The 22,741-nt window shown below is 70.4% G+C and carries 24 protein-coding genes; 12 read left to right on the top strand and 12 right to left on the bottom strand.

The genetic code is table 11. The features are described 5' to 3' along the window. Positions 1 to 63: 63 nt before the first annotated feature. The 3 genes from KIS93_RS57265 to nhaA all read right to left on the bottom strand — a co-directional run bounded on the left by KIS93_RS57265 (position 64) and on the right by nhaA (position 3,996). Positions 64 to 1,653, bottom strand: a complete 1,590-nt coding sequence (locus tag KIS93_RS57265; RefSeq protein ID WP_080039466.1) for an ABC transporter permease — start codon at positions 1,651 to 1,653, stop codon at positions 64 to 66. Continuing rightward, entirely contained in the window at positions 1,650 to 2,543 is an 894-nt protein-coding gene (locus KIS93_RS57260; RefSeq protein WP_080039465.1) for an ABC transporter ATP-binding protein, read from the bottom strand. Before KIS93_RS57260 ends, KIS93_RS57265 begins: the two co-directional genes overlap by 4 nt. 196 nt (positions 2,544 to 2,739) lie before the next feature. After that, positions 2,740 to 3,996 (bottom strand): Na+/H+ antiporter NhaA, encoded by a 1,257-nt coding sequence (gene nhaA, locus KIS93_RS57255; protein ID WP_230466246.1) that lies wholly within the window; start codon positions 3,994 to 3,996, stop codon positions 2,740 to 2,742. Positions 3,997 to 4,203: 207 nt separating this feature from the next. On the opposite strand from nhaA, the gene KIS93_RS68090 reads away from it, so the two are divergent. Next, complete coding sequence (locus KIS93_RS68090; protein WP_080046818.1) at positions 4,204 to 4,842, top strand: TetR/AcrR family transcriptional regulator; 639 nt, start codon at positions 4,204 to 4,206, stop codon at positions 4,840 to 4,842. Between the two features lie 35 nt (positions 4,843 to 4,877). Beyond that, on the top strand, positions 4,878 to 6,497 hold the full coding sequence (locus tag KIS93_RS57245; RefSeq protein WP_080039463.1) for a CocE/NonD family hydrolase: 1,620 nt from the start codon (positions 4,878 to 4,880) through the stop codon (positions 6,495 to 6,497). 21 nt (positions 6,498 to 6,518) lie between these two features. Here the strand turns inward: KIS93_RS57245 and KIS93_RS57240 are convergent, their stop codons facing one another. The 4 genes from KIS93_RS57240 to KIS93_RS57225 form a co-directional block, all read right to left on the bottom strand. Continuing rightward, entirely contained in the window at positions 6,519 to 7,127 is a 609-nt protein-coding gene (locus KIS93_RS57240; RefSeq protein WP_080039462.1) for a TetR/AcrR family transcriptional regulator, read from the bottom strand. Between the two features lie 44 nt (positions 7,128 to 7,171). Next, a complete protein-coding gene (locus tag KIS93_RS57235; protein WP_080046817.1) occupies positions 7,172 to 8,182 on the bottom strand; it encodes an NAD-dependent epimerase/dehydratase family protein in 1,011 nt (336 codons plus the stop codon). Between the two features lie 11 nt (positions 8,183 to 8,193). Next, a complete protein-coding gene (locus KIS93_RS57230; protein ID WP_080039461.1) occupies positions 8,194 to 9,339 on the bottom strand; it encodes an FAD-dependent oxidoreductase in 1,146 nt (381 codons plus the stop codon). Positions 9,340 to 10,052: 713 nt separating this feature from the next. Further along, positions 10,053 to 10,958, bottom strand: a complete 906-nt coding sequence (locus KIS93_RS57225; protein WP_155127641.1) for a hypothetical protein — start codon at positions 10,956 to 10,958, stop codon at positions 10,053 to 10,055. 201 nt (positions 10,959 to 11,159) lie between these two features. On the opposite strand from KIS93_RS57225, the gene KIS93_RS57220 reads away from it, so the two are divergent. Continuing rightward, positions 11,160 to 12,413: a beta family protein gene (locus KIS93_RS57220; RefSeq protein ID WP_080039459.1), complete on the top strand. Its 1,254-nt coding sequence runs from the start codon at positions 11,160 to 11,162 to the stop codon at positions 12,411 to 12,413. Positions 12,414 to 12,436: 23 nt separating this feature from the next. Here KIS93_RS57220 and KIS93_RS57215 read toward each other — a convergent pair whose 3' ends face one another. Next, entirely contained in the window at positions 12,437 to 12,946 is a 510-nt protein-coding gene (locus KIS93_RS57215) for a hypothetical protein (protein ID WP_080039458.1), read from the bottom strand. 522 nt (positions 12,947 to 13,468) lie between these two features. On the opposite strand from KIS93_RS57215, the gene KIS93_RS57210 reads away from it, so the two are divergent. Continuing rightward, positions 13,469 to 14,455, top strand: coding sequence for a hypothetical protein (locus tag KIS93_RS57210; RefSeq protein WP_155127638.1), 987 nt, complete (start codon positions 13,469 to 13,471; stop codon positions 14,453 to 14,455). Between the two features lie 223 nt (positions 14,456 to 14,678). On the opposite strand, the gene KIS93_RS57205 is transcribed toward KIS93_RS57210, so the two are convergent. The 4 genes from KIS93_RS57205 to KIS93_RS57190 all read right to left on the bottom strand — a co-directional run bounded on the left by KIS93_RS57205 (position 14,679) and on the right by KIS93_RS57190 (position 17,132). Then, a complete protein-coding gene (locus KIS93_RS57205) occupies positions 14,679 to 15,287 on the bottom strand; it encodes a hypothetical protein (RefSeq protein WP_080039456.1) in 609 nt (202 codons plus the stop codon). Further along, entirely contained in the window at positions 15,284 to 15,835 is a 552-nt protein-coding gene (locus tag KIS93_RS57200; protein ID WP_186405057.1) for an RNA polymerase sigma factor, read from the bottom strand. Before KIS93_RS57200 ends, KIS93_RS57205 begins: the two co-directional genes overlap by 4 nt. A 76-nt stretch (positions 15,836 to 15,911) precedes the next feature. Then, positions 15,912 to 16,103, bottom strand: coding sequence for a CBS domain-containing protein (locus tag KIS93_RS57195; RefSeq protein ID WP_080039455.1), 192 nt, complete (start codon positions 16,101 to 16,103; stop codon positions 15,912 to 15,914). Positions 16,104 to 16,190: 87 nt separating this feature from the next. Beyond that, entirely contained in the window at positions 16,191 to 17,132 is a 942-nt protein-coding gene (locus KIS93_RS57190) for an Acg family FMN-binding oxidoreductase (protein ID WP_080039454.1), read from the bottom strand. Positions 17,133 to 17,549: 417 nt separating this feature from the next. On the opposite strand from KIS93_RS57190, the gene KIS93_RS57185 reads away from it, so the two are divergent. The 8 genes from KIS93_RS57185 (at position 17,550) to KIS93_RS68075 (ending at position 22,681) form a co-directional block, all read left to right on the top strand. After that, on the top strand, positions 17,550 to 17,963 hold the full coding sequence (locus tag KIS93_RS57185; RefSeq protein ID WP_080039453.1) for an Hsp20/alpha crystallin family protein: 414 nt from the start codon (positions 17,550 to 17,552) through the stop codon (positions 17,961 to 17,963). A 68-nt stretch (positions 17,964 to 18,031) separates the two neighbouring features. Next, positions 18,032 to 18,556 carry a universal stress protein gene (locus KIS93_RS66865; RefSeq protein WP_246005528.1) on the top strand — a complete coding sequence of 175 codons (525 nt, stop codon included), beginning with the start codon at positions 18,032 to 18,034 and terminating at the stop codon, positions 18,554 to 18,556. 3 nt (positions 18,557 to 18,559) lie between these two features. Next, positions 18,560 to 18,868 (top strand): universal stress protein, encoded by a 309-nt coding sequence (locus tag KIS93_RS66860; RefSeq protein WP_246005527.1) that lies wholly within the window; start codon positions 18,560 to 18,562, stop codon positions 18,866 to 18,868. Positions 18,869 to 18,898: 30 nt separating this feature from the next. Beyond that, positions 18,899 to 19,699 carry an alpha/beta fold hydrolase gene (locus KIS93_RS57175; RefSeq protein ID WP_080039451.1) on the top strand — a complete coding sequence of 267 codons (801 nt, stop codon included), beginning with the start codon at positions 18,899 to 18,901 and terminating at the stop codon, positions 19,697 to 19,699. A gap of 90 nt (positions 19,700 to 19,789) precedes the next feature. Beyond that, positions 19,790 to 20,494 (top strand): wax ester/triacylglycerol synthase domain-containing protein, encoded by a 705-nt coding sequence (locus KIS93_RS64090; RefSeq protein ID WP_222108078.1) that lies wholly within the window; start codon positions 19,790 to 19,792, stop codon positions 20,492 to 20,494. Between the two features lie 32 nt (positions 20,495 to 20,526). Beyond that, positions 20,527 to 21,363: a WS/DGAT domain-containing protein gene (locus KIS93_RS68085; RefSeq protein WP_222108077.1), complete on the top strand. Its 837-nt coding sequence runs from the start codon at positions 20,527 to 20,529 to the stop codon at positions 21,361 to 21,363. After that, on the top strand, positions 21,279 to 21,704 hold the full coding sequence (locus KIS93_RS68080; protein WP_268966970.1) for an AMP-binding protein: 426 nt from the start codon (positions 21,279 to 21,281) through the stop codon (positions 21,702 to 21,704). Before KIS93_RS68085 ends, KIS93_RS68080 begins: the two co-directional genes overlap by 85 nt. After that, a complete protein-coding gene (locus KIS93_RS68075; RefSeq protein WP_268966969.1) occupies positions 21,659 to 22,681 on the top strand; it encodes an AMP-binding protein in 1,023 nt (340 codons plus the stop codon). Before KIS93_RS68080 ends, KIS93_RS68075 begins: the two co-directional genes overlap by 46 nt. The last annotated feature ends 60 nt before the right edge of the window (positions 22,682 to 22,741 follow it).

Raw genomic sequence — 22,741 nt, 5'->3', positions numbered from 1 at the left:
CGATGCGTGACAGTGTCGCCTCGCCGTAGGTTCGCCTCGCCCGTCAGCGACACCATCAGGACCTCAGCCGCCCTGCACGTCGCGTCGCTGAAAGGCCGTCATCCCCGCAAGGAGCAGCGCGGCCGTGACGGCCCCGAGCCAGAGCAGCGGTCCGAGGTCCAGCGGCTGGCCCAGGGCCCGGGGCACATGCGCGAAGGGGGACAGGTCTCGCACCCAGTCGGCCAGCTGGAGCAGCTCGCCCAGCTGGCCGAGCAGGGCGAAGGCCAGCAGCGCCACCCACGCGAGCACGGTCAGCCGGGGCAGCAGCCCGAACAGCAGCATCGCGATCCCCGCCAGCGTCCACGTGGCGGGCACCTGGACCAGGGCCGCGCCGAGCATGCGGCCCCCCTGCCCGAACGGGTCACCGATCCGCAGGCCATGCGCGATCCCAGCGGCCAGCCCGCCCGCGGCCAGGACCATGGCGCTGCCGCCGAGCGCCATGACCAGATGGCTCAGGATCCAGCGCCGGCGAGCCACGGCCGTGGCCAGGACGGGCTCGGCTCTGAGGGCCGCTTCCTCGCCCTGCAAGCGCAGCGTGGCCTGAACGGCATACGCTCCCGCGACCAGGCCGAGCAGGCCCAGCTCGGCGGCCAGGAACGTGTCGGTCAGCGCCCCCGCGCCGCCCATCGCCGCCAAGATCGCGGCCAGCTGCGGGTTGTCACCGACGATGTCGCCCACGCTGCGGGCCAGCGCGCCGAACAGCAGACCCACGACCGCGAACCCGACGCTCCAGCCGAGCAGGACACCGCGCTGCAACCGCCACGCCAGAGCCATCGGGCTCCTCAGGGACGGTGCCGCCTCCGTCACGCCGGGCCGCGCGGGCACGAGCCCCGAGCCGAGGTCCCGCCGCCTGGCCACCAGCGCCGCCGCGGCCACCAGCACCGCCCCGGCGACGGCGAAAAGTGCCACCACCCACCAGCGCTCCCCGGCGAACGCCCGCATCCGCTGCGCCCAGCCCAGCGGAGACAGCCACGCGAGCATTTCCACCTTCGCGGCGTCACCGAGCGCGCGCAGCAGGAAGGCCAGGCCAAGAGCAGCGGCGGCGATGGCGCGAGCGGTCCTGGCATGCTCGGTGAGCTGGGCGGCGAGGAGCGCGACCCCGGTGAACACCCATCCCGTGCCGCCCACCGCCAGGCCGAACGCGAGCGCACCCGCCGGCGGGAGCCCCTGACCGGCCAGGCCCACGGTGATCAGCAAGGCGATGAGCAGGTTCGCGGCCGCGGCCAGCAGCACCGCCGATGCCGCGAGCGCGTGGCGGCCGACCGCGCACGCGCCGACCAGCTCGGCCCGGCCGGTCTCCTCCTCGGCCCTGGTGTGCCGGATCACCGTCAGCAAGCTCATCAGGGCGGCCAGCACCGACGTCATCGCGACGCCCCGCCACGCGGTCAGCCCGCCCACCGAGCTCGCGTCGAAGACCGGCCCGGTGAGCGCCTGCAGCGCGGGCGCCGCGCCGATCGTGACCCCCAGCGCGATGCGCTGGCCCGCCTGCGGGTACAGCTCGGCGATGGCCGAGGCGCTGGCGACGACGACGCCCACGATCACCACGATCCAGGCGGGCAGCAGCACCCGGTCGCGGCGGAGCGCCAGCCGCAGCAACGTCAGCGTGCCGGTCATGCCGCCACCTGGTAGTGCCGCAGGAACAGCTCCTCCAGGGTGGCCGGCTGGCACGTCAGCGTGCGCACGCCCGCGTCGGTGAGCACGCGCAGCACCGCCTGCAGGTGCTCGCCGTCGACCTGGCAACGGACGCGCGGACCCTCGGCGATCAGATCGTGCACGCCCGCCAGGCCGGCCAGGCCATCAGGGGCGCGCTCCAGCTCGGCGCTGATCGTGATCCGGGTCAGGTGACGCAGCTCGGCCAGGGTGCCGGTCTGCACCGCCCGACCGTCGCGGATGATGGTGACCTGGTCGCAGAGCGCCTCGACCTCGGACAGGACATGGCTGGACAGCAGCACGGTGCGGCCACGGGCGCGTTCCTCGCCGATGACCTCGCGGAACACGGCCTCCATCAACGGGTCCAGGCCCGAGGTGGGCTCGTCGAGCAGCAGCAGCTCGACGTCCGAGGCGAGCGCGGCGATCAGGGCCACCTTCTGGCGGTTGCCCTTGGAGTAGGCGCGGCCCTTCCTGCCGGGGTCGAGGTCGAAGCGCTCCAGCAGCGCCGCCTTGCGCCGCGGGTCGAGCCCGCCCCGCAACCGGCCCAGCAGATCGATGGCCTCCCCGCCGGACAGGCTCGGCCACAGCACGACGTCGCCCGGCACGTACGCCAGCCGCCGGTGCAGCTCGACCGCGTCCCGCCACGGATCGCCGCCGAGCAGCTCGGCGTGACCGGAGCCGGCGCGCAGCAGGCCGAGCAGGATGCGCAGAGTGGTGGTCTTGCCCGAGCCGTTCGGGCCGAGGAAGCCGTGGACCTCGCCGGTCCGCACGGTCAGGTCGAGCCCGTCCAAGGCGCGAACCGTACCGTAGTGCTTGGTCAAGCCGCTGATGAGCACGGCAGGAGTGTTCGCCATGGGGCGCCTCCACGAGGCTGGTCCGATATGACGTTGCCGACCAGACTTCCCGGCGCTCCACGAGTGACAGTAACAGCGCCGCCGGCTCTCCACCAGAGGCGACGGCGTCGAGCGAGGTCGATCAGCGACTCCCATGCGATGCCAGTGAACGAGGACGGTCGTCGGCACCGGCGACGTCCTCCGCTTGCCATCCCGGTCATCCTTCTGTGAGGGAGGCTTGTTCGATGCGGCGGTAGGCGTTGTTGCGCAGGCGGAGGATGGCGGCGGCGAGGAGGGCCGCGGCGAGGGAACCGGTCAACACCGCGATCTTGGTCAGGCCGTCGCGTTCGCTGCCGATGCCGAAGGCCAGCTCACCGATGAGCAGGGAGACGGTGAAGCCGATGCCGGCCAGGATCGACAGCCCGAGCACGTCCACCCAGGCCAGGTTCTCGTCGAGGTCGGCTCGGGTGAAGCGGGCCATCAGCCAGGTGGCCGCCATGACGCCCACGGGCTTGCCGATGACGAGCCCGGCCACGATGGCCAGGGCCACGGGATCGGTCAGCGCCTTGGCCACGCCGTCCAGCCCGCCGAGAGGCACGCCCGCCGACAGGAACGCGAACACCGGTACCGCCACGCCCGCCGACAAGGGCCGGAACCGGTGCTCGAAGTGCTCGGCCAGGCCAGGCCCCGCTCGCCTGCCACCGATGACGGGAACGGTGAAGGCGAGCAGGACTCCGGCGACGGTGGCGTGCACGCCGGAAGCGTGAACCAGGCCCCATGTGGTCGCGGCCAGCGGCAGCAGGAGCCACCAGGCACGAACCCCGCGCCGGACCAGCAGGGCGAAGACGACCAGTGGAGCCGACGCGGCCAGCAGGGGGAGCGGTGCGAGATGCCCGGTGTAGAAGACGGCGATGATCGCGATGGCGAGTACGTCGTCGACGACGGCCAGAGTGAGCAGGAACGTGCGCAACGCGGCGGGCAGGTGGCGGCCGATGACCGCGAGCACCGCCAGCGCGAACGCGATGTCGGTGGCGGTGGGCACCGCCCACCCCCTGGCCGCCTCCGCGTCGGCGCCGCTGGTGATGAGCAGGTAGATGGCGGCGGGCACGAGCACCCCGGCGACCGCGGCCGCGATCGGGATGGCGGCACGCCGGGGGTCGCGCAGGTCTCCGGCGACGAACTCGCGTTTGAGCTCCAGGCCGGCCACGAAGAAGAAGATGGCCAGCAGCCCGTCCGCGGCCCAGGTGGCCAGGCTCAGATCCAGGTGCAGGACGGCGGGACCGATCTCCACCGCGCGCAGCCCTTCGTAGGTTTCGGACCAAGGCGAGTTCGCCCAGACCATGCCGAGCAACGCGCCCGCGAGCAGCAACGCGCCCCCGACGGTTTCGGCGCGCAGGATGTCGACGAGCCGCCGGGCCTCACCCCAGGAGCCGGGGCTGAACAGGCGAAAGCCACGTGACGGTGCTTGGGTCAAGGAGGGCTCCAGGAAGGATCGGCGACAGAACAGCCGACCAGGCTTCCCGGCACACCACAACCCAACGTACCGCATTTGTACTTCTGTACTCTTCGTCGGCCTATAGAGCTTCCTGCCGCGCGCCACCGTGACGTGATGCGAACCGCATGATCACGGCCGGCCGCACAGGCTTCCCCTTCTGCTGACCATATGGTTAGTATGCCGACCATGCGATCAGCCGAGGATGATTTGACCGCACGGGCCCGGATCAGGAACGCGGCGCTGGAGCTGTTCGGCGCCGAAGGGGTGGGCCGGGTGAGTCTTCGCGCGGTGGCCCAGCGGGCCGGCGTCTCGCACGCTCTGGTGCTGCATCACTTCGGCACCAAGGAGGGCCTGCGCCAGGCGTGCGATGACTACGTGATCTCGCTGGTGCGCGATGCTCCGGACGCCGATCTGGGCGACACGGCCGGGCTGGCCGCCATGCTGGAGGCGGGCACGGCGGTACGCCGCTACCTGGGACGGGCGTTCCTGGACGGCAGCCCGCAGGCGGCGGCGCTGTTCGACGAGCTCGTCGCCGCCACCGGCCGATGGCTGGAGCAGGGCGTGCGCGAGGGCTGGGTGCAACCCAGCGACGATCCACCCGCGCGGGCCGCGATGTATGTGACCTATCTGCTGGCGCCGCTGGCGTTCGGCGAACATCTGGCGCGTTCGCAGGGCGTGCCGGACGTGCACGACCTGCGAACGTTGCTGCGTTTCTCCCGCGCCGGCATCGAGATCTTCACCCGCGGCGTGTTCGCCGACGAGCGCGCCCTGGAGGCGTGGGACGCCGTGCGCGACGACCGCGGGTCCCAGCGCGGCTCGCGATGAGCCCCGCGCAACCGTCAGGAAAGGAAGCGTGTGTCATGAGCATCGCCGCCAGGCTGCTGGCCAACAGGGCGAAGCTGACCCCGGCCGAGACCGCGAACGTGACCGTGGACAAGGACCTGCCGGTCCCGATGCCGGACGGCGTGGTGCTGCTGGCCGACCACTACGCCCCCCAAGGGCTCGGCGACCGGCCGACCGTGCTGATCCGCTCGGTCTACACCGACAGGACCAAGGGTGCCATGGTCAGCCGCTTGGTCGCCGAACGCGGCTTCCACGTCGTGGTGGTCAGTGGCCGGGGGACCTGCGGATCCGGCGGGACGCTCACCCCGTTCGTCTCCGAGCGCGACGACGGCCTGGCCGTCCTGGAGTGGCTGCGCCGGCAGCCATGGTTCACCGGCGAGCTGGGCATGGTGGGGCAGAGTTACAACGGCTACACCCAGTGGGCGATCGCCGCCGGTGCCGGGCCCGAGCTGCGCGCCATGAGCACCTCGCTGATCGGCTCCAACGCCTACGACCTGATCTACCCGGGCGGCGCACTGGCCCTGGAGCTCTTCCTCGGCTGGATCAGCATGGTCGCCCACCAGGAGAAGCCGTTGCCCGTCTACCTGTCCGCCGTGGCGCTGGGCGGTAGGAGGCGGGCGCGGGCCGCTCGCGCCCTGCCGCTCACCGAGGCCGACACCATCGCCGTCGGCGCGGTGGCCCCGCACTGGCGGGACTGGCTCACCCACCCCGACGCCGACGACCCGTGGTGGTCGCCCGGCGACCACAGCCAGGCGGTGGCGAAGGTGACCGCTCCCAACCACCTGGTCAGCGGCTGGGACGACATCGCGTTGCCCGGCCTGGTCCGTGACTACCAGGCACTGCGCGAAGCGGGGCGCGAGCCGTATCTCACCATCGGGCCGTGGCGGCACTGGGACGCCGAGCTGTCGATGACGGCCCTGCGCGAAAGCCTCACCTGGCTGCGCGCCCACCTGCTCCACGACCGCAACGGGCTGCGCACGGCACCGGTGCGCATCTACGTCAGAGGCGCCGAGGAGTGGCGCGACCTGCCGGCCTACCCGCCCGCCGCGGTGCGGCCGCAGCGCTTCTACCTGCACGGGAACGGCTGTCTGGGCGGCGACCTGCCCGCCGGCTCCGCGCCTGACCGCTACCGTTACGACCCCGCCGACCCGACCCCGGCCGTGGCCGGCATGTCCCGCATGATCGGCATCTCGCGCAAGACCGGCGAGAGCGTGCTGGCCGGGCGTGACGACGTCCTGACCTATACCAGCGAGCCGTTGCCGGCCGACCTGGAGGTCATCGGCGTCCCCGCCGCCGAGCTGCACGTGACCTCCAGCCTGGCCCACACCGACTTCTACGTACGCGTCAGCGACGTGGCGCCCTCGGGCACGATCACGCATGTCTGCGACGCGCTGCGCCGCTTCGCCGCCGACCGGCCGGTCGACGGGATGGCCGAGATCGAGCTGGCGCCCGTCGCCCACCGGTTCAAGCGCGGCCACCGCATCCGGGTGCAGGTCGCCAGCGGGGCGTACCCGCGCTGGGACCGCAACCCCGGCACCGGCGAGCCGCCCGCTACCGTGAGCGCGATGCGCGCGGCCGACCAGCAGATCCACCACGATCCCAGCCGCCCGTCGGCCATCGTGCTGCCGGTCACCTGACCGCACAGCACCGCGCTGCTCCTACCGCTGCGGCCGGGTGAGGCCGGTGGCCACGATGTCGATGAGCCGGTCGAGGATCTTCTCATACAGGTCGGGGCTGGCCAGCCGGTCGCGGTGCAGCGGCATCATCAGGACGGCCTGCAGCACGCCGACGATCACCTCCGGGTCGTCGCCGGCGAGGTCGTCGCGATGCTCGGCCAGGTAGGCCGCCAGGGCGCTGACCGGGTTGTCAGGTGCGGAGGTGACCCGCTCGGGATCCAGCTTCCTGACCACCGCCTCCATCTCCTCAGGATGGGTCATCAGCCTGCCGTAGAGGGGATTGCCGTCCAGCTCGGCCAGCGTGGCGTGCAGGAAGGCGCGCAGCCCGGCGCGGGTGTCGGGCTCCTTGCGCAGCGCCCCGTCGATCACGCGGCTTTTGACCTCGGCCATCTGGGCGAGCATCAGCTCCAGATACAGCGCCTCCTTGGAGTCGAAGAAGACGTAGAAGGTGCTCTTGGCGATCCCGGTCCCGGCGACCAGGTCCTCCAGCGAGGTCTTGCGCAGGCCCTGGGTGGTGAACAACCGCAGGCCGTTGTCCAGGAGCAGCCGCGTGATGCGCGCCTTTTCCGCGGCCGAGAAGGCGGGAGGCATGGAGGTGCACCTTCCGATGGTCGAAACGTACCGATCAAATGTTTTCACATGAGGGGCCGGACCAGCTCCAGAACGTGCCGCTCCTGGACCGGGTCGAACCACTGGGCCGGGAACGGAGTGTCGGGGCGAGGGGCGGGATCGCCCTCGCGCCGCAGCCAGGCCCACGTGTCGGCCAGCGTCTCACGCAGGGGCCGCAGCGTGAGCCCGGCCGCCAGAGCGGCGGAGACGTCGGCGTCGTGAATGCCCGTCGGATGGGGATCGCTGGGGTAGCGCAGCCCGAACTCCATGCCGAGCGGGAAGTTCTCCCGCTCCAGCAGCTCCGCAGGCGGCCACACCAGCTCCGCGTCGGATCCGATCACCTGGCAGGCGATGGTGAGCAGGTCGCCGATCGTGGTGTGCCCGGCCGGCCCGGCGACGTTGAACGCCCCGCCGGTGCCGGCTTCGGCCGCCGCCAGCATCCAGGCCGCCAGGTCGATCGCGTCGATGTACTGCAGGGCCGCGCCGGCCGGTCCCGGGGCGAGCACGGCCCCGCCCCGCTCCAGCCGTCGCAGCCACCAGGGCATGCGCCCGACGTTCTCGTACGGGCCGAGGATCATGCCGGCCCTGGCCAGCAGGGCCCGCTCGCCGAACGCCTCGGCCACGGCCAGCTCGCCGCCCCGCTTGGCCGCGGCGTAGTCGCCGCCGTCCTGGCCGCCGGGATCGCCCGTCACCAGCGGCGCGCTCTCATCGGCTCCGGCCGGCCAGGGCCAGGCGTACACGGCGCGGCTGGAGACGTAACCGTAGTGCCCGGCCCGGCCGGCCAGCAGCCGGGCGCTGTCGGCGACCACGCGCGGCGCCCACGCCCACGTGTCGATCACCGCGTCCCACGAACGCCCGCCCAGCGCCCGCCGTACCGCGTCGGGGTCGGTGCGGTCGGCGACCAGCGCTTCCACCCCGGGTGCGGGCGGGCGCGACAGGCCGCGATTGAGCGTGGTGACGGCATCGCCGCGCCGCAGCGCCACCTCCACCACCGCGCGGCCGACGTGGTGGGTGCCGCCCAGGACCAGCACGCGCATGGCCATCTCCCTCAGCCCGCGAGCTGGAACTTGCGCTCGACCAGCCGGCGCACCGGCCCCCACGACGACAGCCGCAGCGGAAGCTGGGTCAGCTCCAGCAGCAGCGGGTTGCGCGGGGCGTAGACGCCTTTGACCCGGCGGCCGAGCTGCTGCTTCTTCTCCGCCTCCGGCCGCAGCTCGGCCTCCCACTCCGCCAGCGCGGCCAGGACGTCGCCGCCGTGCCGCTCCAGCGCCGCGCCGAGCCGGTCGGCGCCCCCGACGGCCAGCGAGGAGCCGTAGCCGGCGAACAGCGTCACGCACCACGCCGCATCCCCGAGCAGCACGACCCTGCCCTTGCTCCACCGGTCGACCACCATCTGACTGATGCTGTCGAAGTAGACCGACTCGGCCGTCTTCAACCCCTCCAGAGCCTGGGGCACCAGCCAGCCCATGTCGCCGTACAGCTCGCCCAGCTCCTCCAGCGACGCCCGCGCCCGGGCGCCGTCGGTGCGGTAGCCGAAGAAGGCGGCCGTGCGGCCGTCGCCGACGCTCATCATCGCGAACGTGCGCCCGCCCGAGCTGATCGAGCCGGTCGTCCCCTCGGGCAGGCCCTCCGGCCGCTCCTTCAGCATGTACACCGCCACCCGGTGCCCCAGGTCGAGCCGGTAGTCCTCCTCCGGGCCGAACACCAGCGCCCGCGTCGCCGAGTGCAGCCCATCGGCGCCGATCAGCAGGTCGGCCTGCTCGGTGCCGCCGTCGCTGAGCGTGACCCGCACCGCGTCCGCGTCCTGCTCGACGGCGGTGATCGTGGTGCCGAACCGGATCGTCGTGTGCTCGGCGACGGCCTCGTACAGCACCGCTTCGATGTCGCCGCGCAGGATGTTGAACGCCTTCTTGCCCATGGTGGCCGCGATCGTCTCGCCGCTGAGCGCGAAGCGGCGCTCCCCGCTGGGCTTGCGGTAGACCAGCTCGCGCGTCACGAACGCGCGCCGCTTCAACTCCGCCAGCACGCCCATCCGCTCGGCCCCGTCGTAGCCGATGCCGCCGAACGTCACCCCGTAGCCGCCGCCGCGCCGCGCCGGGGCCCGCTCGACCAGCAGCGTCTCCCAGCCCGCCTGGTGCAGCCGCAACGCCGCGGCCAGCCCGGCGATCCCCGCCCCAATGATGATGGCCCGCATGTCCGAGCCCTCCCTTCCGAGTGCTTGTGTCTATAAAAACATATCGTTAATTCGTTTTCAACGAGGATGCCGATGCTCTGCAGCTCGCGCCGGAGGTCGGCTCGTCCGGCGTCCTCTGCGGTCAGCGGTCAAACTCCCGGGCTGCCGGCCGGAAGCAGCGCGACCATGACGGCCGGTGGAAGCTACGCCAGATCCAGCTGTAGCTCCCGCTGACGGCTGGCATGGCCGTCTGGAGAGTGATCGCCGTCCAGCGCACCCTCCCTGCGAGTGGACCAACGCCACAGCGCCCGGCCGACAGATGTCGCGCATGCCACGTTGTAGGCCAGCCATGCCAGGGCCACCGGATTATGAGGCCAGGGCTCCATCGTCCGCGCCGTTCAAAGCCGATGGGCACGGAGGCGCACCCGTCACGATGCCTCATCAGGCACCACCCGCATCGGCTCTCGGGCCGTTGCGGTGTACAGCCTGCCGAACCGGGTTTCCACCCGCCACCACCCTGGCCGGATACGGCTCGCGCTTGCCTGGTGGCCTCGGTGCTTGCGCCAAGGCGGCTGTCACCTGCCCTCATATATCGCAGTCCTGATGGCGCTCACCTGCCAGTGAATGCCCGGTCAGGTGCGCGCGCCCGGCCATCGCACGGAAGGTCGGGCGGTGGTCCAGTGCCCGCCACTCGAAGGACTTCTCATCCGATACCTCGGCCGGCGCGACGCGGGTTAACGTGAGCCGAATGCGTCCCACACGGCCCATTCCTTCGCGGGCCGCGTGGCCAGCCACCGGGGTGGGAGGTCGCCGCGGATGGATGCCGGATCGTTGGCCGGTGCGTCCTCCAGGTCCCCTCCCAGAATCGTGCCGTCCGGTAGTTGAAGGAGCAGATCGACGGCTCCGGTGGGCCACATGCTGCGCACGTATGTCAGTGTTGCTTGCGCGTGGTACTGCAGTTTCCCTGATGGAAGGATCTCAGGGCGGGCCAAGACCAGGATGGATCGCGTGATCTCCCGCCCGGGAAGCGACCCGAGGCCATGGTGGCGTCCAAGCTGGTCGAGCAGGAAGAGGAGGTTGTCGCGCTCGCGAGTGCTGATCCATTGCCGGATCAGTGCTTGTGCAAGTCCTTGCACAGCCCGGAAGAAATACTGCAATTCGTCTCGCGTCATCACCGTGGGCGGGCGCGGGGCGTTGATGGTGGAGGTGGCTTCGATGCGCCCGTGGGGATGGTGGACCAGTTCGCGGTGGACCAAAGAGTGGCGAAGATCCACGGTGTTGGCGTACAGGTGCATGTAGCGTTTCCAGAGATGCGGCTCGTTCAGGAAGGGCCTCGGCCGGGCAAGCCCGTTGCCGGTTCTGGCGCTCTTGCACTTGGACTCGATGGTATGGGGATCGCCGCTGGCCTTGTGCCCGAGAATCTCGTCCGCAACGAGGTCAAGGATTTTCCATGCGATCCCGAAGATCATAGGGGTGACGTCCAGTTGAGTCACGCTCCCGCCATTGACGTACGCGACGGCTGTAGCGGGCATGGCGCTTGCGATGGCATGGATTCGCGGCCTGCGCCGGTCCCCGTCGCGGTAATCGACGATCTGCAACCCTGGTGTGACATTCAGCGCCGGCGCGAGTTCGTCGAGCACGTAACGTTCGAATCCACTCGTCTGCTCGAATCTTGCGGGAGAGAAGGACATACCTGGAGTGACGATCAGGGGCGATGATTGGTTGACAGACGTCGCTGTGTAGTTTGGGAAAGTCGTGAAGTCGGCGGGTTGCAGAAACGGATGAGGCGATGAGAATCGCAGCCTTGCCTCTTCAGTAGGTGCAAGCCTCGGTAAGTCGCGATGGTCAGACTCTTGTCTGCATCATTCCGCATTCAAGACCATCTCTCGATCTATAACTCGCCGGATATTGACGGGCGAAGCTTTGTGCTGGACCCTCAGGGCACCGGACGGAGGTCACCGGCAAGGCGAGGGATGGCCACTCCACCGGTCATGAGGTTCGCCAACCGCACGGAGAACCAGGTCATGACGGTGTACATGCCCATACTCAGAGGACGAGCGAGCGAGTTCCAGGTAATCGGGCAAACGCTTACACGGACACGTCGGTCGATTAGGCCTTTGGTCGAGATCATGCCCATGGATACGCGTGTCGACGATAAACGTCAGGAACTGCTGAAGGCGATCTCCGTGTTCGAAGAACGCCTGAAGCGGTATATGTCGGACGACGACGTTTTCGCCGTTGATTGCAAACGTTTGTTCGACCGCTATGAGCATGCGGAGGTCTGTGGGGTCATGACCGCCGTCTCGGCCGCGGTGAAGAGAGCCGGTCGGTGCATGATCCCAGTGGTTCGGCCGACCGATGACGAGCGCGAATTTCAAGCGGCGGGGCGGGCTGCTACGCAGCATGGCAGAGGCGCTTGCATCCGTGTCGCCGGGAGGGGCACACCGACCCCGGCTCAAACTGCTCAGCTGTCTCGCACAGTACGACACCTCATGGGGCTGACCTTCAAGCAGGTCGACCTCGTGCTCGACATGTGGGCGATCGAATCCGATGTGGCCCTGACCGAGCGCGTGGAGCGTGCCCGCCAGGCCCTGAAGTGGGCGGCACACCTCCCCGTCCGGTCGGTCGTTCTCGCTGCCGGCGCCTTCCCGAAGCAACTCACCGATATTCCCTTCGAGACCGCCACACCGCTGCCCCGCAGAGACGCCACCCTGTGGACGGCAGCAGCGCCATTTCACGCAGGCAACGCCGAGTTGGGCTACGGGGACTATGGAGTGGCCAGTCCAGGAGGGACGCAAGGTCGCCGTCCGCACCCGAACCTGCGGTACACCATCGACGATCACTGGGATGTCTACCGATGCTCCCGTCAAGAGGGGGACGGGGCGTTCAGCGGCTTTCGCAAGCTATGCCAGGCCGCGATCGCTGATCACTGGCCGCCGCACAGCGCGGCATTCTCCTGGGGCGATCAGCAGATCGAAGCCTTCGCCAGCCACCAAACTGCGTTGCCGAACCAACCGGACTCCTGGCGAGCGTGTGGCATGTCCCATCACATCGCCACGGTGGTCGATCGGCTGGCACGGCTCGGCCAACCATGATCAAAAGCCAGGTTGCGGGATGACTACTCGGAAGGCTGTGTCCCGTGCCCGTAGGCACCATGAATGCCTTCCATCCACGCCACGGCGGTCGCCGCTACAGCCGTCAACTGCGGATACAGCCGCGTCTGTAAGTCATCGGGGCCAGTACTGAAACGGTCCCGTACGAATTCGCCGCCGACCTGGCCGACCTGCTCGATCAGACGGGCCAGCTTCGGCTCCTCCACCAGATGGGGGTTCGACGGGTCCAGCACGTCGTCCACGGCCTGCTGTTGTTCCCGCAAATGGTGGACGTCGGCCAAGGCGCCCTCCAAACGCAGACGCCGGACGTGGGAAGTGACGGCTTCGACGATGAACTCGGCGACCTTCTTGGGGCACTCGGCATCGAGCACCTCCAGGTAGAGGGCGTACTCGTCGCTGTCACCACCGGCGATTCCCCAGACGCCATCCTCGTTCTTGTCAGGGTTGGACTCGCCGGGAACGACCCGCCATGTGGTGAGCTCGACAGAGCCTATCTGCTCGCGCTCGGGTATCACGATGTCCTCCTGGCTTCGTGAGTCGTCTCGAGGTGGTGCGGATGGTGCGTAAGGGTCGTCCCATGTTCGCCGGGACTAGCTGATCGAGGTAGCGGAACGCGTCGAAAACGTCCGCGCGGATTGTGTGGCCCGTGGGTCACTTGACACGGCCCGGCCGGTATCCCGCCGAGGAGAACTGCATCGTGATGTGCGCGACTACAGAAGGCGGATCAGCGACGGCCATGCTCCTGGTCTCGGCGCCGAAGCCTGGCGCGGAAGCGTCGGCTGATCTTGTATGGCGATGCCGCAGAGCTGGGATCGGTAACAAGACCGGCTAAGGCTCCGAAGAAGGTCGTGAGAATGGTGGGGCGCCGGTGAACGGGCATGATGTGGAGGAATGTCAGCGTGGGTTTCTCGTTCAAAGTCATGCCAGGAGTGCGGCTAAGGGTCAGCAGCCGCGGACTGAGGGCTGGGATCGGACCCGGTTTCGCACGCATGCATGTGGGAGCCGGCCGTACCGGGCTCTCGTCGTCGGTAGGGCCGGTGAGCTTCTACACCAGCCTCGGCGGCGGACGCCGGCGTACTTCGACGGGAGGCCGTCCGACAGCCGGTAGTCTGCAGCGGCAGGTGGCTCAGGCTCAGCGTGCCGCCGCGCAGGCGGAGAGGGCCGCCGAAGCCGGGCGGCTGGCGGGCGCCTTCATGCAAATTCTCGAGCTGCACCGGGCCGAGTTCCCGCTCGCGCAAGCGCCCGTTGCCGCACCTGTCCCGGCACCAGAGCTGTCGGCTTTTCTGGCCCCCCGACAGCAGCAAGCGCTCGCGGGAATCGGCGTGTTCCAGCGCAAGGCCCGTGCGGCGGCCAAGCAGCGCGCGCGGCAGGCCGCCGAGGCTGACATGCAGCAGTGGTGGACGCGGGCCAACGCCGAGCGCGAGCGGTACCAGTGGGAGCTCACCCGTCAATGGCAGCGGCTGTGCGGGAACGATCCAGAGGTGGTCCTGCCGGTTCTGGCGGAGGCGTTCGAGGACAACGAGGCGCCTGCGGTGCCCGTGGCGTTGAACGGCGCGGAGGTATCTCTTGTGGTCCTGGCGCCGGGGCCGGACTTCGTGCCCGAACGTTTCCCCTCGCGTACCGCAGCGGGCAACATCTCGCTGAAGAAGCTCACGAAAACCGAGCGTGCCAGCTACTACACCCTGACGTTGTGCGGATACCTGTTGGTCACGCTGCGCGAGGCGTTCGCTGTGGCTCCTGGCCTCAGTGCCGCACGGGCGGTCGTGTTGCGTACCGATCGCGTTGACGCGTATGGCCGGGTCCAGGTCAGCTGCATGCTCGCCGGCCGCTTCGAACGACGTTCCTTCGACGGCGTGCGGTGGGACGCCGTCGATGCTGCCACCGTGGTCAACGACACGGCAGGTAACCTCATGATCAACCAGAAGGGTGCCGCCAAGGAGCCGTACCCGCTTGATCTCCGGTTCGAGCCGGAGCTGCAGGCACTGGTGAACGCAGTCGACATCACCGAACTGACCGCCCGTTGAGCGAATCCTCGGCAACTGTGGCAGGACCACAAAAGGTATGGATCCGCTGTGGCGGCTCAGCGAGGTCGGGTGCATGTTCGGGCCGCAACGCACTTCGGACCCCGGGTGTCTCGGGGTCCGAAGTGACGGTCCAGGCGGCCCGTGGGATGTCGCGCTCATCCCACGGGCCCGGCCGTAGACGACAAAGGCCTGCCGGCAGTACGGCCGCGGTATGCCTGACCGGTCAGTTCCCCGCGGGTGGCTGGCCGGGGCCGTCGACGTCGTCGGAGAGTGGGTTGTCCACCATGACGCAGGGCTTGACCTGTCCCTTCACCACGTAGGCGGAGAATTGCCATTTCACCTCGGGCTTGTCCGACTGGGCCGGGCCCCGGTTCTCACTGAAGGCCATCACCAGGGTCTGGCCCTTGCCGACCTGGCGGGGATCGATCTTCAGGCCCGACAGCTGCAGGCTGGCCGCCTTGTCGGAGGCCGAGTTCTTCCATTCCTCCGGGGAACCGCCGCCGATCACCTCGCCTCTGTTTCCCTGGCAGACCTTGCCGGGCCCGAGGTAGGTGATGTCGGTGGTCACCCCCATCTTCTTCAGATCCTGTTCCAGCTTGTCGGCGTCCCTGAACTCGTTGAGGGTGACGCTGATCGTGCCGTCGGTGTTCTGGGTCACCGCGTACGCCGGCTGTTCCGATCCGGTCAGCACCGGTACCGCGAGCGCCGCCGCCGCGGCCAGCCCGGCCACCCCTGCCCCCGTGTACAGGCGTCGGACGGTGCGGCGGCGGCGTTCGGCGCGATCGGTGATCTCGGCTTTCAGTTCCATCAGAATCTGCTCCTCGAAACTCATCCTGGTGTTCCTTCCATGACGAAGGGGAGCTCTTTCAACATGCGGCGGGCGCGGTGCAGCCGTACCTTGGCGGTTCCCGTCCTGATGCCCAGGGCCATCGCCGCTTCGGCGACCGTGAGCTGGTCGATGACGACCAGTTCCAGTACGGCGCGGCCGCTTTCCGGCAGGTCGGACATGGCCTTGAGAAGCCGCCTGGCGGCCCGCTCCGCGTCGATGCGCTCTTCGAGCCGGGCCACGTCGTCGGTGTCCAGCACCCGCCGCCCGTTCACCCGGTTCTGCAGCCGGGACTCCTTGAACGCCCGGCGCCGCTCGGTCGAGAGCGTCTTGCGCGCCACGCCGTACAGCCAGGCCAGCTCGCTGCCCAGCTCCGGCCGGTAGGTGTGCGCCGAATCGAGCACTGCCATGAAGACCTCGGCCACCAGGTCGGCGACCGTGTGCGGGTCATCGACGCGCCGGGCGAGGAAGCGGGTGACCGCATCGACATGCCGCCGGTAGAAGGCTTCGAACGCGACGTGATCCGTGGCGATCTCTGCCTGTTTGAGACGCACCGGCCATGCTCCCTTCGTCGACTAACACCCCTCTTTGGTCAGAAACCAGGAGAAGGGTTACACGAGGGAGTCGTGGTCAAGACGAGGCGCACAGCCGGCCGCACCCCGACCTTGTCTTCAGCCCGGGCAACGCCGCCCAGGCCGCCGAACTGGCGGCGGGGAGAGCGGCTGCTTGCTCCATGAGCGTTTCGGCGATGTCCTTGAACGGGGTGGCCTCGTGGACCGAGATGACCCCGCGGGTCATGACCTCGTTGACGGTGACGTGCATCGTGCTCCTCCTTGGGGTCGTGCCTTCATCGCAGTGCGGGCTCGGCGGCGGTGGTAGGGCGGAGGTCCGCGGAGCGGGCGTCGTTGGTCAGGCCAGGAGCTCGGTGACGGGGCGGCGCGGGGCGCGGGGGACCGCCGGGCCGTGACCGAGCCGCATGATCATCTGGGGGTGGCCGCGCCGGTGCCGGGGGTCGGTGCGGTGCCGCATGTCGCGCAGGTCGAGCGGCTGGTTGAGGAAGGACGCCGAGAGCGAGTGCCCGGCGGCCACCAGGAGCACGTGCTGCAACGCCTGCCCCGCCCGCAGCCAGTCGATCGGCTCGTCCCCGGCCGTGGTGAGCACGGCCAGGCGCGGGTGCGGCTCGAAGCGGGCCCTGCCCGTGCGGTGGCCGAAGTCGCGGACGGGATCCACGTCGCCGCTCGCCTGCGGTCCCCGCACGTACGCGGGCACGCCCTCGCCGGTGCTCCAGGCCGCGAGCTCCGCGAGGTAGGCGGCGTCGCCGGCCAGCCGGTCCTGCGCGATGGCGGCGTAGTCGAGGAGGTCGGTGGCGCTGCGCTGGTCCAGGAAGAGCAGCCGGGCGCGCTCGGCCGAGGCGGCCGTACGCAGGTCGGTCATCGCCCGGGGCGGAAGAGGGCGTTCGTCGAACGGCACTCTGCTGGTGCGCCGCTGCGGGATCAGCTCGTACAGCCGCCTGGCCTCGGCGGTGGCCCGCTCGCGTTCGGAGAGGTCGAGGCGGGCCAGTACCTCCGGCGCGTGATCGAGATCGGGCAGCAGGCGGACGGTCGGTTGCCGACCGGCCGCGCGAGCCGCGATGCGCAGGTTGTACAGCGCGGCCCCGCAGCTCACGTGCAGGGAACGTCCGCGCGGGTCGCTCACCGGCAACCACCGGTCCCAGTCCGCCAGCAGGTCGATGATCTGGCCGTCGCGCACCTGAAAGCGCCACGGCTGGGTGTTGAGAATCGACGGGGCCTGGCCGGCCGCCAAGAGGAGCCGTCTGATCGCGAGGCTGACGGCGGGGGCGGGAATCGTCATGGCACACCTCCCTGCCATCAACGCTGGCCTTGCGAGCGGCGAAGCGTCAGGGCCGGACGTCCCGCCGAAGGTCCTGGAAACGAAGGACGCACGGGAGCCGGAGCCCCCGTGCGCCCGTCCCGGCCACGCGTTACCTCTTCGGCCTGGCGATGAGCGACGTGATGATCACCATGACGGCGATGATCACCGAGACGAGGACGATCGCGAGGGGCCAATCCATGGTGGCCTCCCTTCCAACGGGTCAGACACTTCAAGCCCAGGTCATCAGCACCGCCGGCGCCAGGGACGAAAGTCCCGCGTCTGGATCCTGCGGAGGTGACGATGGTCCCGGCGGCGCGGGGCCTTCTCCTCTGGAGAGGCGATCCCTCCAGGTGTGGCCTGGGAATGTGGGATCGGGTCCCACGGAAGGAGGCTGCGATGAACCTCCCTGAGCGGAGAGACATCAGGTTCCCGTTCCCGGAGCTGCTGGAGTGGATGGAGAGCCCGATGTTCGGGTTCCGGCCGTTCGGCCAGATCGTCCGGGTCGAGGACTACATCGCCGACGGCCGGTACGTGCTGCGTGCCGAGCTGCCCGGCATCGACCCCGACAAGGACGTCGAGGTCACGGTGGACGGCGGCATGCTGCACATCCGGGCGGAGAAGACCCGCAAGTCCGCCGAGCCGCACCGCTCCGAGTTCGCCTACGGGTCGCTCTCGCGGACGGTGACGCTGCCCGCCACGGCCAGGACCGATGACGTCAAGGCCGTCTACAAGGGCGGCGTCCTGGAGGTCAGCGTGGGGCTGGCCGAGGAGAAGAAGGCCGAGGGCCGGCGGATCACCGTCGAGCACTGACGCCTGGCGGGCGCGGGCGGTGGCGCCCGCCCGCGCCCGCCGCCTCACCTCAAAGGAGGAGGACGGTGATGGACAGAGCTGTCGTGGTGGGCTTCGACGGATCGCCGACGGCGACGGCGGCCCTGGCGTGGGCGGCCGAGGACGCCGGCCTCAGGAAGCGGCCGCTGCGGATCGTCCACGTACGTGAGCCGTGGGCTCCCGAACACCCGTCGAACGGTGTGGAGACCCTGACCGAGCGGTGCCATGTCCTGCTGGGCAACGCCGCCGCGCGGGCGCGAGCGGTCGCACCCGCGGTGACCGTCACGACCGCCCTGGTCACGGGCGCTGTGCTGCCGAGGCTGCGCGGCGAGGCGGAAACGGCCGACACCCTGGTGGTGGGCAGCAGAGGTCTGGGCGGGTTCACCGGCATGGTGCTGGGCTCGGCCGGGCTCGGCCTCGCGGGGCACACGGGTTGCCCTCTGGTGGTGGTCAGGTCGCTCCACGCCGATTCCGGCGATGACGTCGTGGTCGGCGACGACGGCTCCCGCACGCGCAGGCGGCGCTGGAGTACGCGCTGGAGCAGGCGTCGGCCCGGAGGACGAGGCTCTGCGTGATCCATGCCGTGCCGTTCCCCGCCCTCGCCCCGCACCCGGCGGGATACGGCCCCTGCCGCCCCGAACGCCGATGGCGCAGGCAGTCGCCTGGCGCTCTGGCGGGAGAAGTACCCGCAGGTCGAGATTGTCGAGTCGCGGGTGCACCGGCACCCGGTGCCCGCCCTGGCCGAGGCCTCGCGTACCGCCGGGCTGCTGGTCGTGGGCTCGCGCGGCCTGACCGGATTCACCTCCGCGGTGCTCGGCTCGGTCAGCCACGCGATCCTGCATCGGGCTCGCTGCCCGGTCGCCGTGCTGTCCGGTCCCCGATCCTGACCCCCGGCTGGGTGAGGCCCCCATGAACCCATGGCCGTCCTCTGGGCCGATCCCGGAGATCGCGTTCACTACCTGGACTTCGGCGGCCCGCACGACGGGCCGGTCGTGGTCGCGGTCCACGGGCTCAGCGGCTCGGCGCTGAACTGGCTCGCCATCGCGCCGCTGCTCACCGGCCGGTGCCGCCTGCTGGCGCCCGACCTGGCCGGGCACGGCCTGACCCGCGCACGCGAGCGGCGGTCCGGTGCCGCGGCCGACCGGCTGCTGCTGCACCGCTTCGTCGAGCGGGTCGCCGGCGTGCCGGTGATCCTCATGGGCAACTCGATGGGCGGCATGATCTCGCTGCTGGAAGCGGCCGCGAACCCCGACGCGGTGGCGGGCCTGGTGCTGCTCGACGTGGCGGGACCGTTCGGCCGGGCCCTGCCGGACCCGATGGTGGCCGCCGTCTTCGCACTGTACGGCATGCCCTGGCTGGGAACGCTCGCCATGGCCCGCCACCGGGCGATGCCGGCCAGGACTTCCTGCGGGCGGCCCGATCGGTCGTGCGGACGGCGGCCGGGCTGTCGTACCGGGCTGTCGTACCGGGCGGCGTCCCGGTCGGTGCGTGTGCCCGCGCTGCTCGTGCACGGCGAACGCGACCGGCTGGTCCCGGTCGCCGCCTCCCGCACGCTGGCCAGGGCCCATCCGTCCTGGCGGCTCATCGTCCTGGACGGGGTGGGCCACACTCCCCAGCTGGAGGCGCCGCAGGAGACGGCGGACGCCGTGCTGCGCCGGCTCGACGGCGAGAGCCAGGCCGTCCAGGCGGCCCGGCATCGGTTCGCACGACAGGCATAACAGCGCCCGGGCCGGGACCTTGTGCCCTATGGGCCTTCCTGACCTCGCACGACGCTGAGGCCAACCGGCACACACAAGGTGGCGATGAACATGGCCGACCACATGAGCCCGCTCGACGCGGCGTTCCTGACCCTGGAGGACGAGCAGCCCGAGGTGTCGATGGCGATCTCATCGGTCGCCGTCCTGGAGGGCCCGCCGCCGGGCCGGCAGGAGTTCCTCGACGCCATCCGCGCCCGGCTGCCGCTGGTGCGGCGCTACCGGCAGAAGGCGCGGCAGGTGCCGCTCGACCTGGGGCCGCCCGTCTGGGTGGACGACCCCGCCTTCGACCTCGCCTACCACATCCGTCGCGTCGCCCTCCCCCCGCCCGGCGACGACGCGCAGCTGAACGAGCTGATCGGCGACATCATGTCCCAGCGGCTCGACCGGGCCCACCCCCTGTGGGAGTACTGGGTGATCGAAGGGCTGGCCCAGGGCCGCTGGGCGCTGGTGTCGAAGGTGCACCACTGCATGGTGGATGGGGTGTCCGGCACCCACCTCTACTACGTGATCTTCGACGAGTCGCCCGAGGGCACCCCGGGCCTGCCGGCGGACGAGTGGAACCCCGACGACGAGCCCACGGCCCTGCGGCTCACCACCGACGCGCTGCGCGACCTCCTGCTCAACCCCGTCGAGCAGGCGCGCCTGATCGGCCGGGCACTGGCCTCGCCGCGCGCTCTCGCCGGCCGCGTCGCCGAAGCGGCCGCGGGCTCCTGCCGCTGGCAGGCGCCCTGCGGCCGGCGACGGCCTCCACCCTGACCGGCCCGATCGGCGAGCACCGCCGCTACGCCGTGGCCCGCGCGCCGCTGAACGACGTCAAGGACGTCGCGCACCGGGCCGGAGTGACCTTCAACGACGTGGTCCTGTCGGCGATCAGCGGGGCGTACCGATCCCTGCTGCGCGAACGCGGCGAGGAACCTCTCCCGCACGCGGTACGCTCGCTCGTCCCCGTCTCGGTCCGCGCGCCCGGCGAGGAAGGCGTGTGCGAGAACCGCATCTCGCTCCTGCTGCCCTACCTGCCCGTACACCTGGACGACCCGGTGGCCCGGCTCCGCGCCGTCCACGAATACCTGGCCGAGCTGAAGGCGAGCGGTGAGGCGCAGGCCGGCGAAGCCATCACCCGGCTGGCGGGACACGAGCCGTTCCCGCCCGTCTCCGCCGTCATGCGCCTGGCCGCCCACCTGCCGCAGCGCCAGATCGTCACCGTCACCACGAACGTCCCCGGGCCGCGCCGGCCCCTCTACCTGCTCGGCCGGCGAACCCTGGAAATCCTCCCGTACGTCCCCATCGCCACCCGGCTGCGCACCGGCGTGTCCATCTTCACCTACTGCGACCAGGTCACCTTCGGCGTAACCGGCGACTACGACAGCGCGCCCGAGGTCGAAGGGCTCGCCCGCGGCATCGAGCGGGAGACCGGGCGGCTGCGCCTCGCCTTCCGCCCCTCGCCGGCGGCTCCCCGGCCGCGTGCCGCCAGGCGGCGTGCCCGAGGGCCGCGCGGACCAGGGTCGCGGAGCCGCACCCGGCCTGATCGAAGGAGAAAGCCATGTTCAACCTCGCCGTCATCCTGCGCGAATCGGCGAAGGCCGCGCCCGGCAAGGCGGCCATCCGCCATGACGGCGGCGCCATGACCTACGCCGAGCTGGACGTGCTGTCCGACGCGGTCGCCGAGGGCCTGGCCGTCCTGGGCGTTCGCCCCGGCGACGCCGTCGGGCTGCAACTGCCCAACATCCCCGAATTCGTGGTGGCCTACTTCGGCATCCTCAAGAACGGGGCCGTCGTCGTTCCGCTGAACCCGCTGCTCAAGGCCCGGGAGGTCGCCTACTGCCTGGGCGGCTCCCGGGCGCGCGCGCTCATCACCTGGACGCAACGGCGGCCGACCGTCGGCCGCTCGTCCCCACCGAGGGCTCCGACACCGCGGCCATCGTGTTCACCTCGGGCACCACCGGCGTGCCGAAGGGCGCGGAGCTGACACACCTGCAGCTCTACATGAACGCCGACATCCCGGGCCGGCTGTTCGACGTGCGCGCCGACGACGTCGTCCTGACGATCCTGCCGATGTTCCACGTGTTCGGCCTGTCGAGCATCCTGAACGTGGCGGCGCGCTTCGGCTGCACGCTCTCCCTCGTGCCGCGCTTCGACGCCGGGGCCGCCCTGGAGGCGATCCAGCGCGACCGCGTCACCATCTTCGAGGGCGTGCCCACCATGTTCGTGGCCGTGCTGGAGCACCCCAAGCTCGACCGGTACGACACCTCCTCGCTGCGCGTGGCGATCTCCGGCGGCGCCGCCATCCCGGCCCACGTCCTGGACGCCTTCGAGGAGCGCTTCGGCGTCATCGTCCTGGAGGGCTACGGCCTGACCGAGACCGCCGCGACGACCACGTTCAACATCAGCGCCGCCGAGCGGCGCGCCTACAGCGTCGGCAAGCCCATCTGGGGCACCGAGACGCAGATCTGGGACGAGCAGGGCAACCGGCTGCCGCCCGGCCGCGAGCACGTCGGCGAGCTCGTCACCCGCGGCTTCCACGTCATGAAGGGCTACCACGGCCAGCCGGAGGCGACCGCCGAGGCCATGGCGGGCGGCTGGTTGCACACCGGCGACCTCGGCTACGTCGACGAGGACGGCTTCTTCTTCATCATCGACCGCAAGAAGGAGCTGATCATCCGCGGCGGCTACAACGTCCACCCGCGCGAGGTGGAGGAGATCCTCTACCATCACCCGGCCGTCGCCGAGGCCGCCGTCGTGGGCGTCCCGGACGCGCGGCTGGGGGAGGAGGTCGCCGCGTACGTGTCGCTCAAGCCCGGCGAGCCCGCCACGCGGGCGGAGCTGATCGCCTACTGCAGGGATCGCCTGGCCGCCTACAAGTACCCGCGTTACGTCGAGATCCGCGACGCGCTGCCCAAGACGGCCAACGGCAAGATCGCCAAGCTGGAGCTCGTCCGGACGTGAGGGGACGAACGTCCCGCCTGTTCCCCGACCTCCGGCCCTGCCACGCGCGAGCCGGAGGCC

Source organism: [Actinomadura] parvosata subsp. kistnae (assembly GCF_900323885.1).
Classification (GTDB): Bacteria; Actinomycetota; Actinomycetes; order Streptosporangiales; family Streptosporangiaceae; genus Nonomuraea; species Nonomuraea composti.
Note: the sequence above shows the minus strand (reverse complement) of the source record. Positions and strands in the feature narration are given on the sequence as shown.

Excerpts from the sequence above, each read along its gene's own strand:
- KIS93_RS57265 (WP_080039466.1), bottom strand. The coding sequence starts at position 1,653 with ATGACCGGCACGCTGACGTTGCTGCGGCTGGCGCTCCGCCGCGACCGG.
- KIS93_RS57260 (WP_080039465.1), bottom strand. The coding sequence starts at position 2,543 with ATGGCGAACACTCCTGCCGTGCTCATCAGCGGCTTGACCAAGCACTAC.
- KIS93_RS68090 (WP_080046818.1), top strand. The coding sequence starts at position 4,204 with ATGCGATCAGCCGAGGATGATTTGACCGCACGGGCCCGGATCAGGAAC.
- KIS93_RS57245 (WP_080039463.1), top strand. The coding sequence starts at position 4,878 with ATGAGCATCGCCGCCAGGCTGCTGGCCAACAGGGCGAAGCTGACCCCG.
- KIS93_RS57240 (WP_080039462.1), bottom strand. The coding sequence starts at position 7,127 with ATGCCTCCCGCCTTCTCGGCCGCGGAAAAGGCGCGCATCACGCGGCTG.
- KIS93_RS57235 (WP_080046817.1), bottom strand. The coding sequence starts at position 8,182 with ATGCGCGTGCTGGTCCTGGGCGGCACCCACCACGTCGGCCGCGCGGTG.
- KIS93_RS57230 (WP_080039461.1), bottom strand. The coding sequence starts at position 9,339 with ATGCGGGCCATCATCATTGGGGCGGGGATCGCCGGGCTGGCCGCGGCG.
- KIS93_RS57220 (WP_080039459.1), top strand. The coding sequence starts at position 11,160 with ATGGTCAGACTCTTGTCTGCATCATTCCGCATTCAAGACCATCTCTCG.
- KIS93_RS57205 (WP_080039456.1), bottom strand. The coding sequence starts at position 15,287 with ATGAGTTTCGAGGAGCAGATTCTGATGGAACTGAAAGCCGAGATCACC.
- KIS93_RS57195 (WP_080039455.1), bottom strand. The coding sequence starts at position 16,103 with ATGCACGTCACCGTCAACGAGGTCATGACCCGCGGGGTCATCTCGGTC.
- KIS93_RS57190 (WP_080039454.1), bottom strand. The coding sequence starts at position 17,132 with ATGACGATTCCCGCCCCCGCCGTCAGCCTCGCGATCAGACGGCTCCTC.
- KIS93_RS57185 (WP_080039453.1), top strand. The coding sequence starts at position 17,550 with ATGAACCTCCCTGAGCGGAGAGACATCAGGTTCCCGTTCCCGGAGCTG.
- KIS93_RS66865 (WP_246005528.1), top strand. The coding sequence starts at position 18,032 with ATGGACAGAGCTGTCGTGGTGGGCTTCGACGGATCGCCGACGGCGACG.
- KIS93_RS66860 (WP_246005527.1), top strand. The coding sequence starts at position 18,560 with ATGCCGTGCCGTTCCCCGCCCTCGCCCCGCACCCGGCGGGATACGGCC.
- KIS93_RS57175 (WP_080039451.1), top strand. The coding sequence starts at position 18,899 with ATGGCCGTCCTCTGGGCCGATCCCGGAGATCGCGTTCACTACCTGGAC.
- KIS93_RS64090 (WP_222108078.1), top strand. The coding sequence starts at position 19,790 with ATGGCCGACCACATGAGCCCGCTCGACGCGGCGTTCCTGACCCTGGAG.
- KIS93_RS68080 (WP_268966970.1), top strand. The coding sequence starts at position 21,279 with ATGTTCAACCTCGCCGTCATCCTGCGCGAATCGGCGAAGGCCGCGCCC.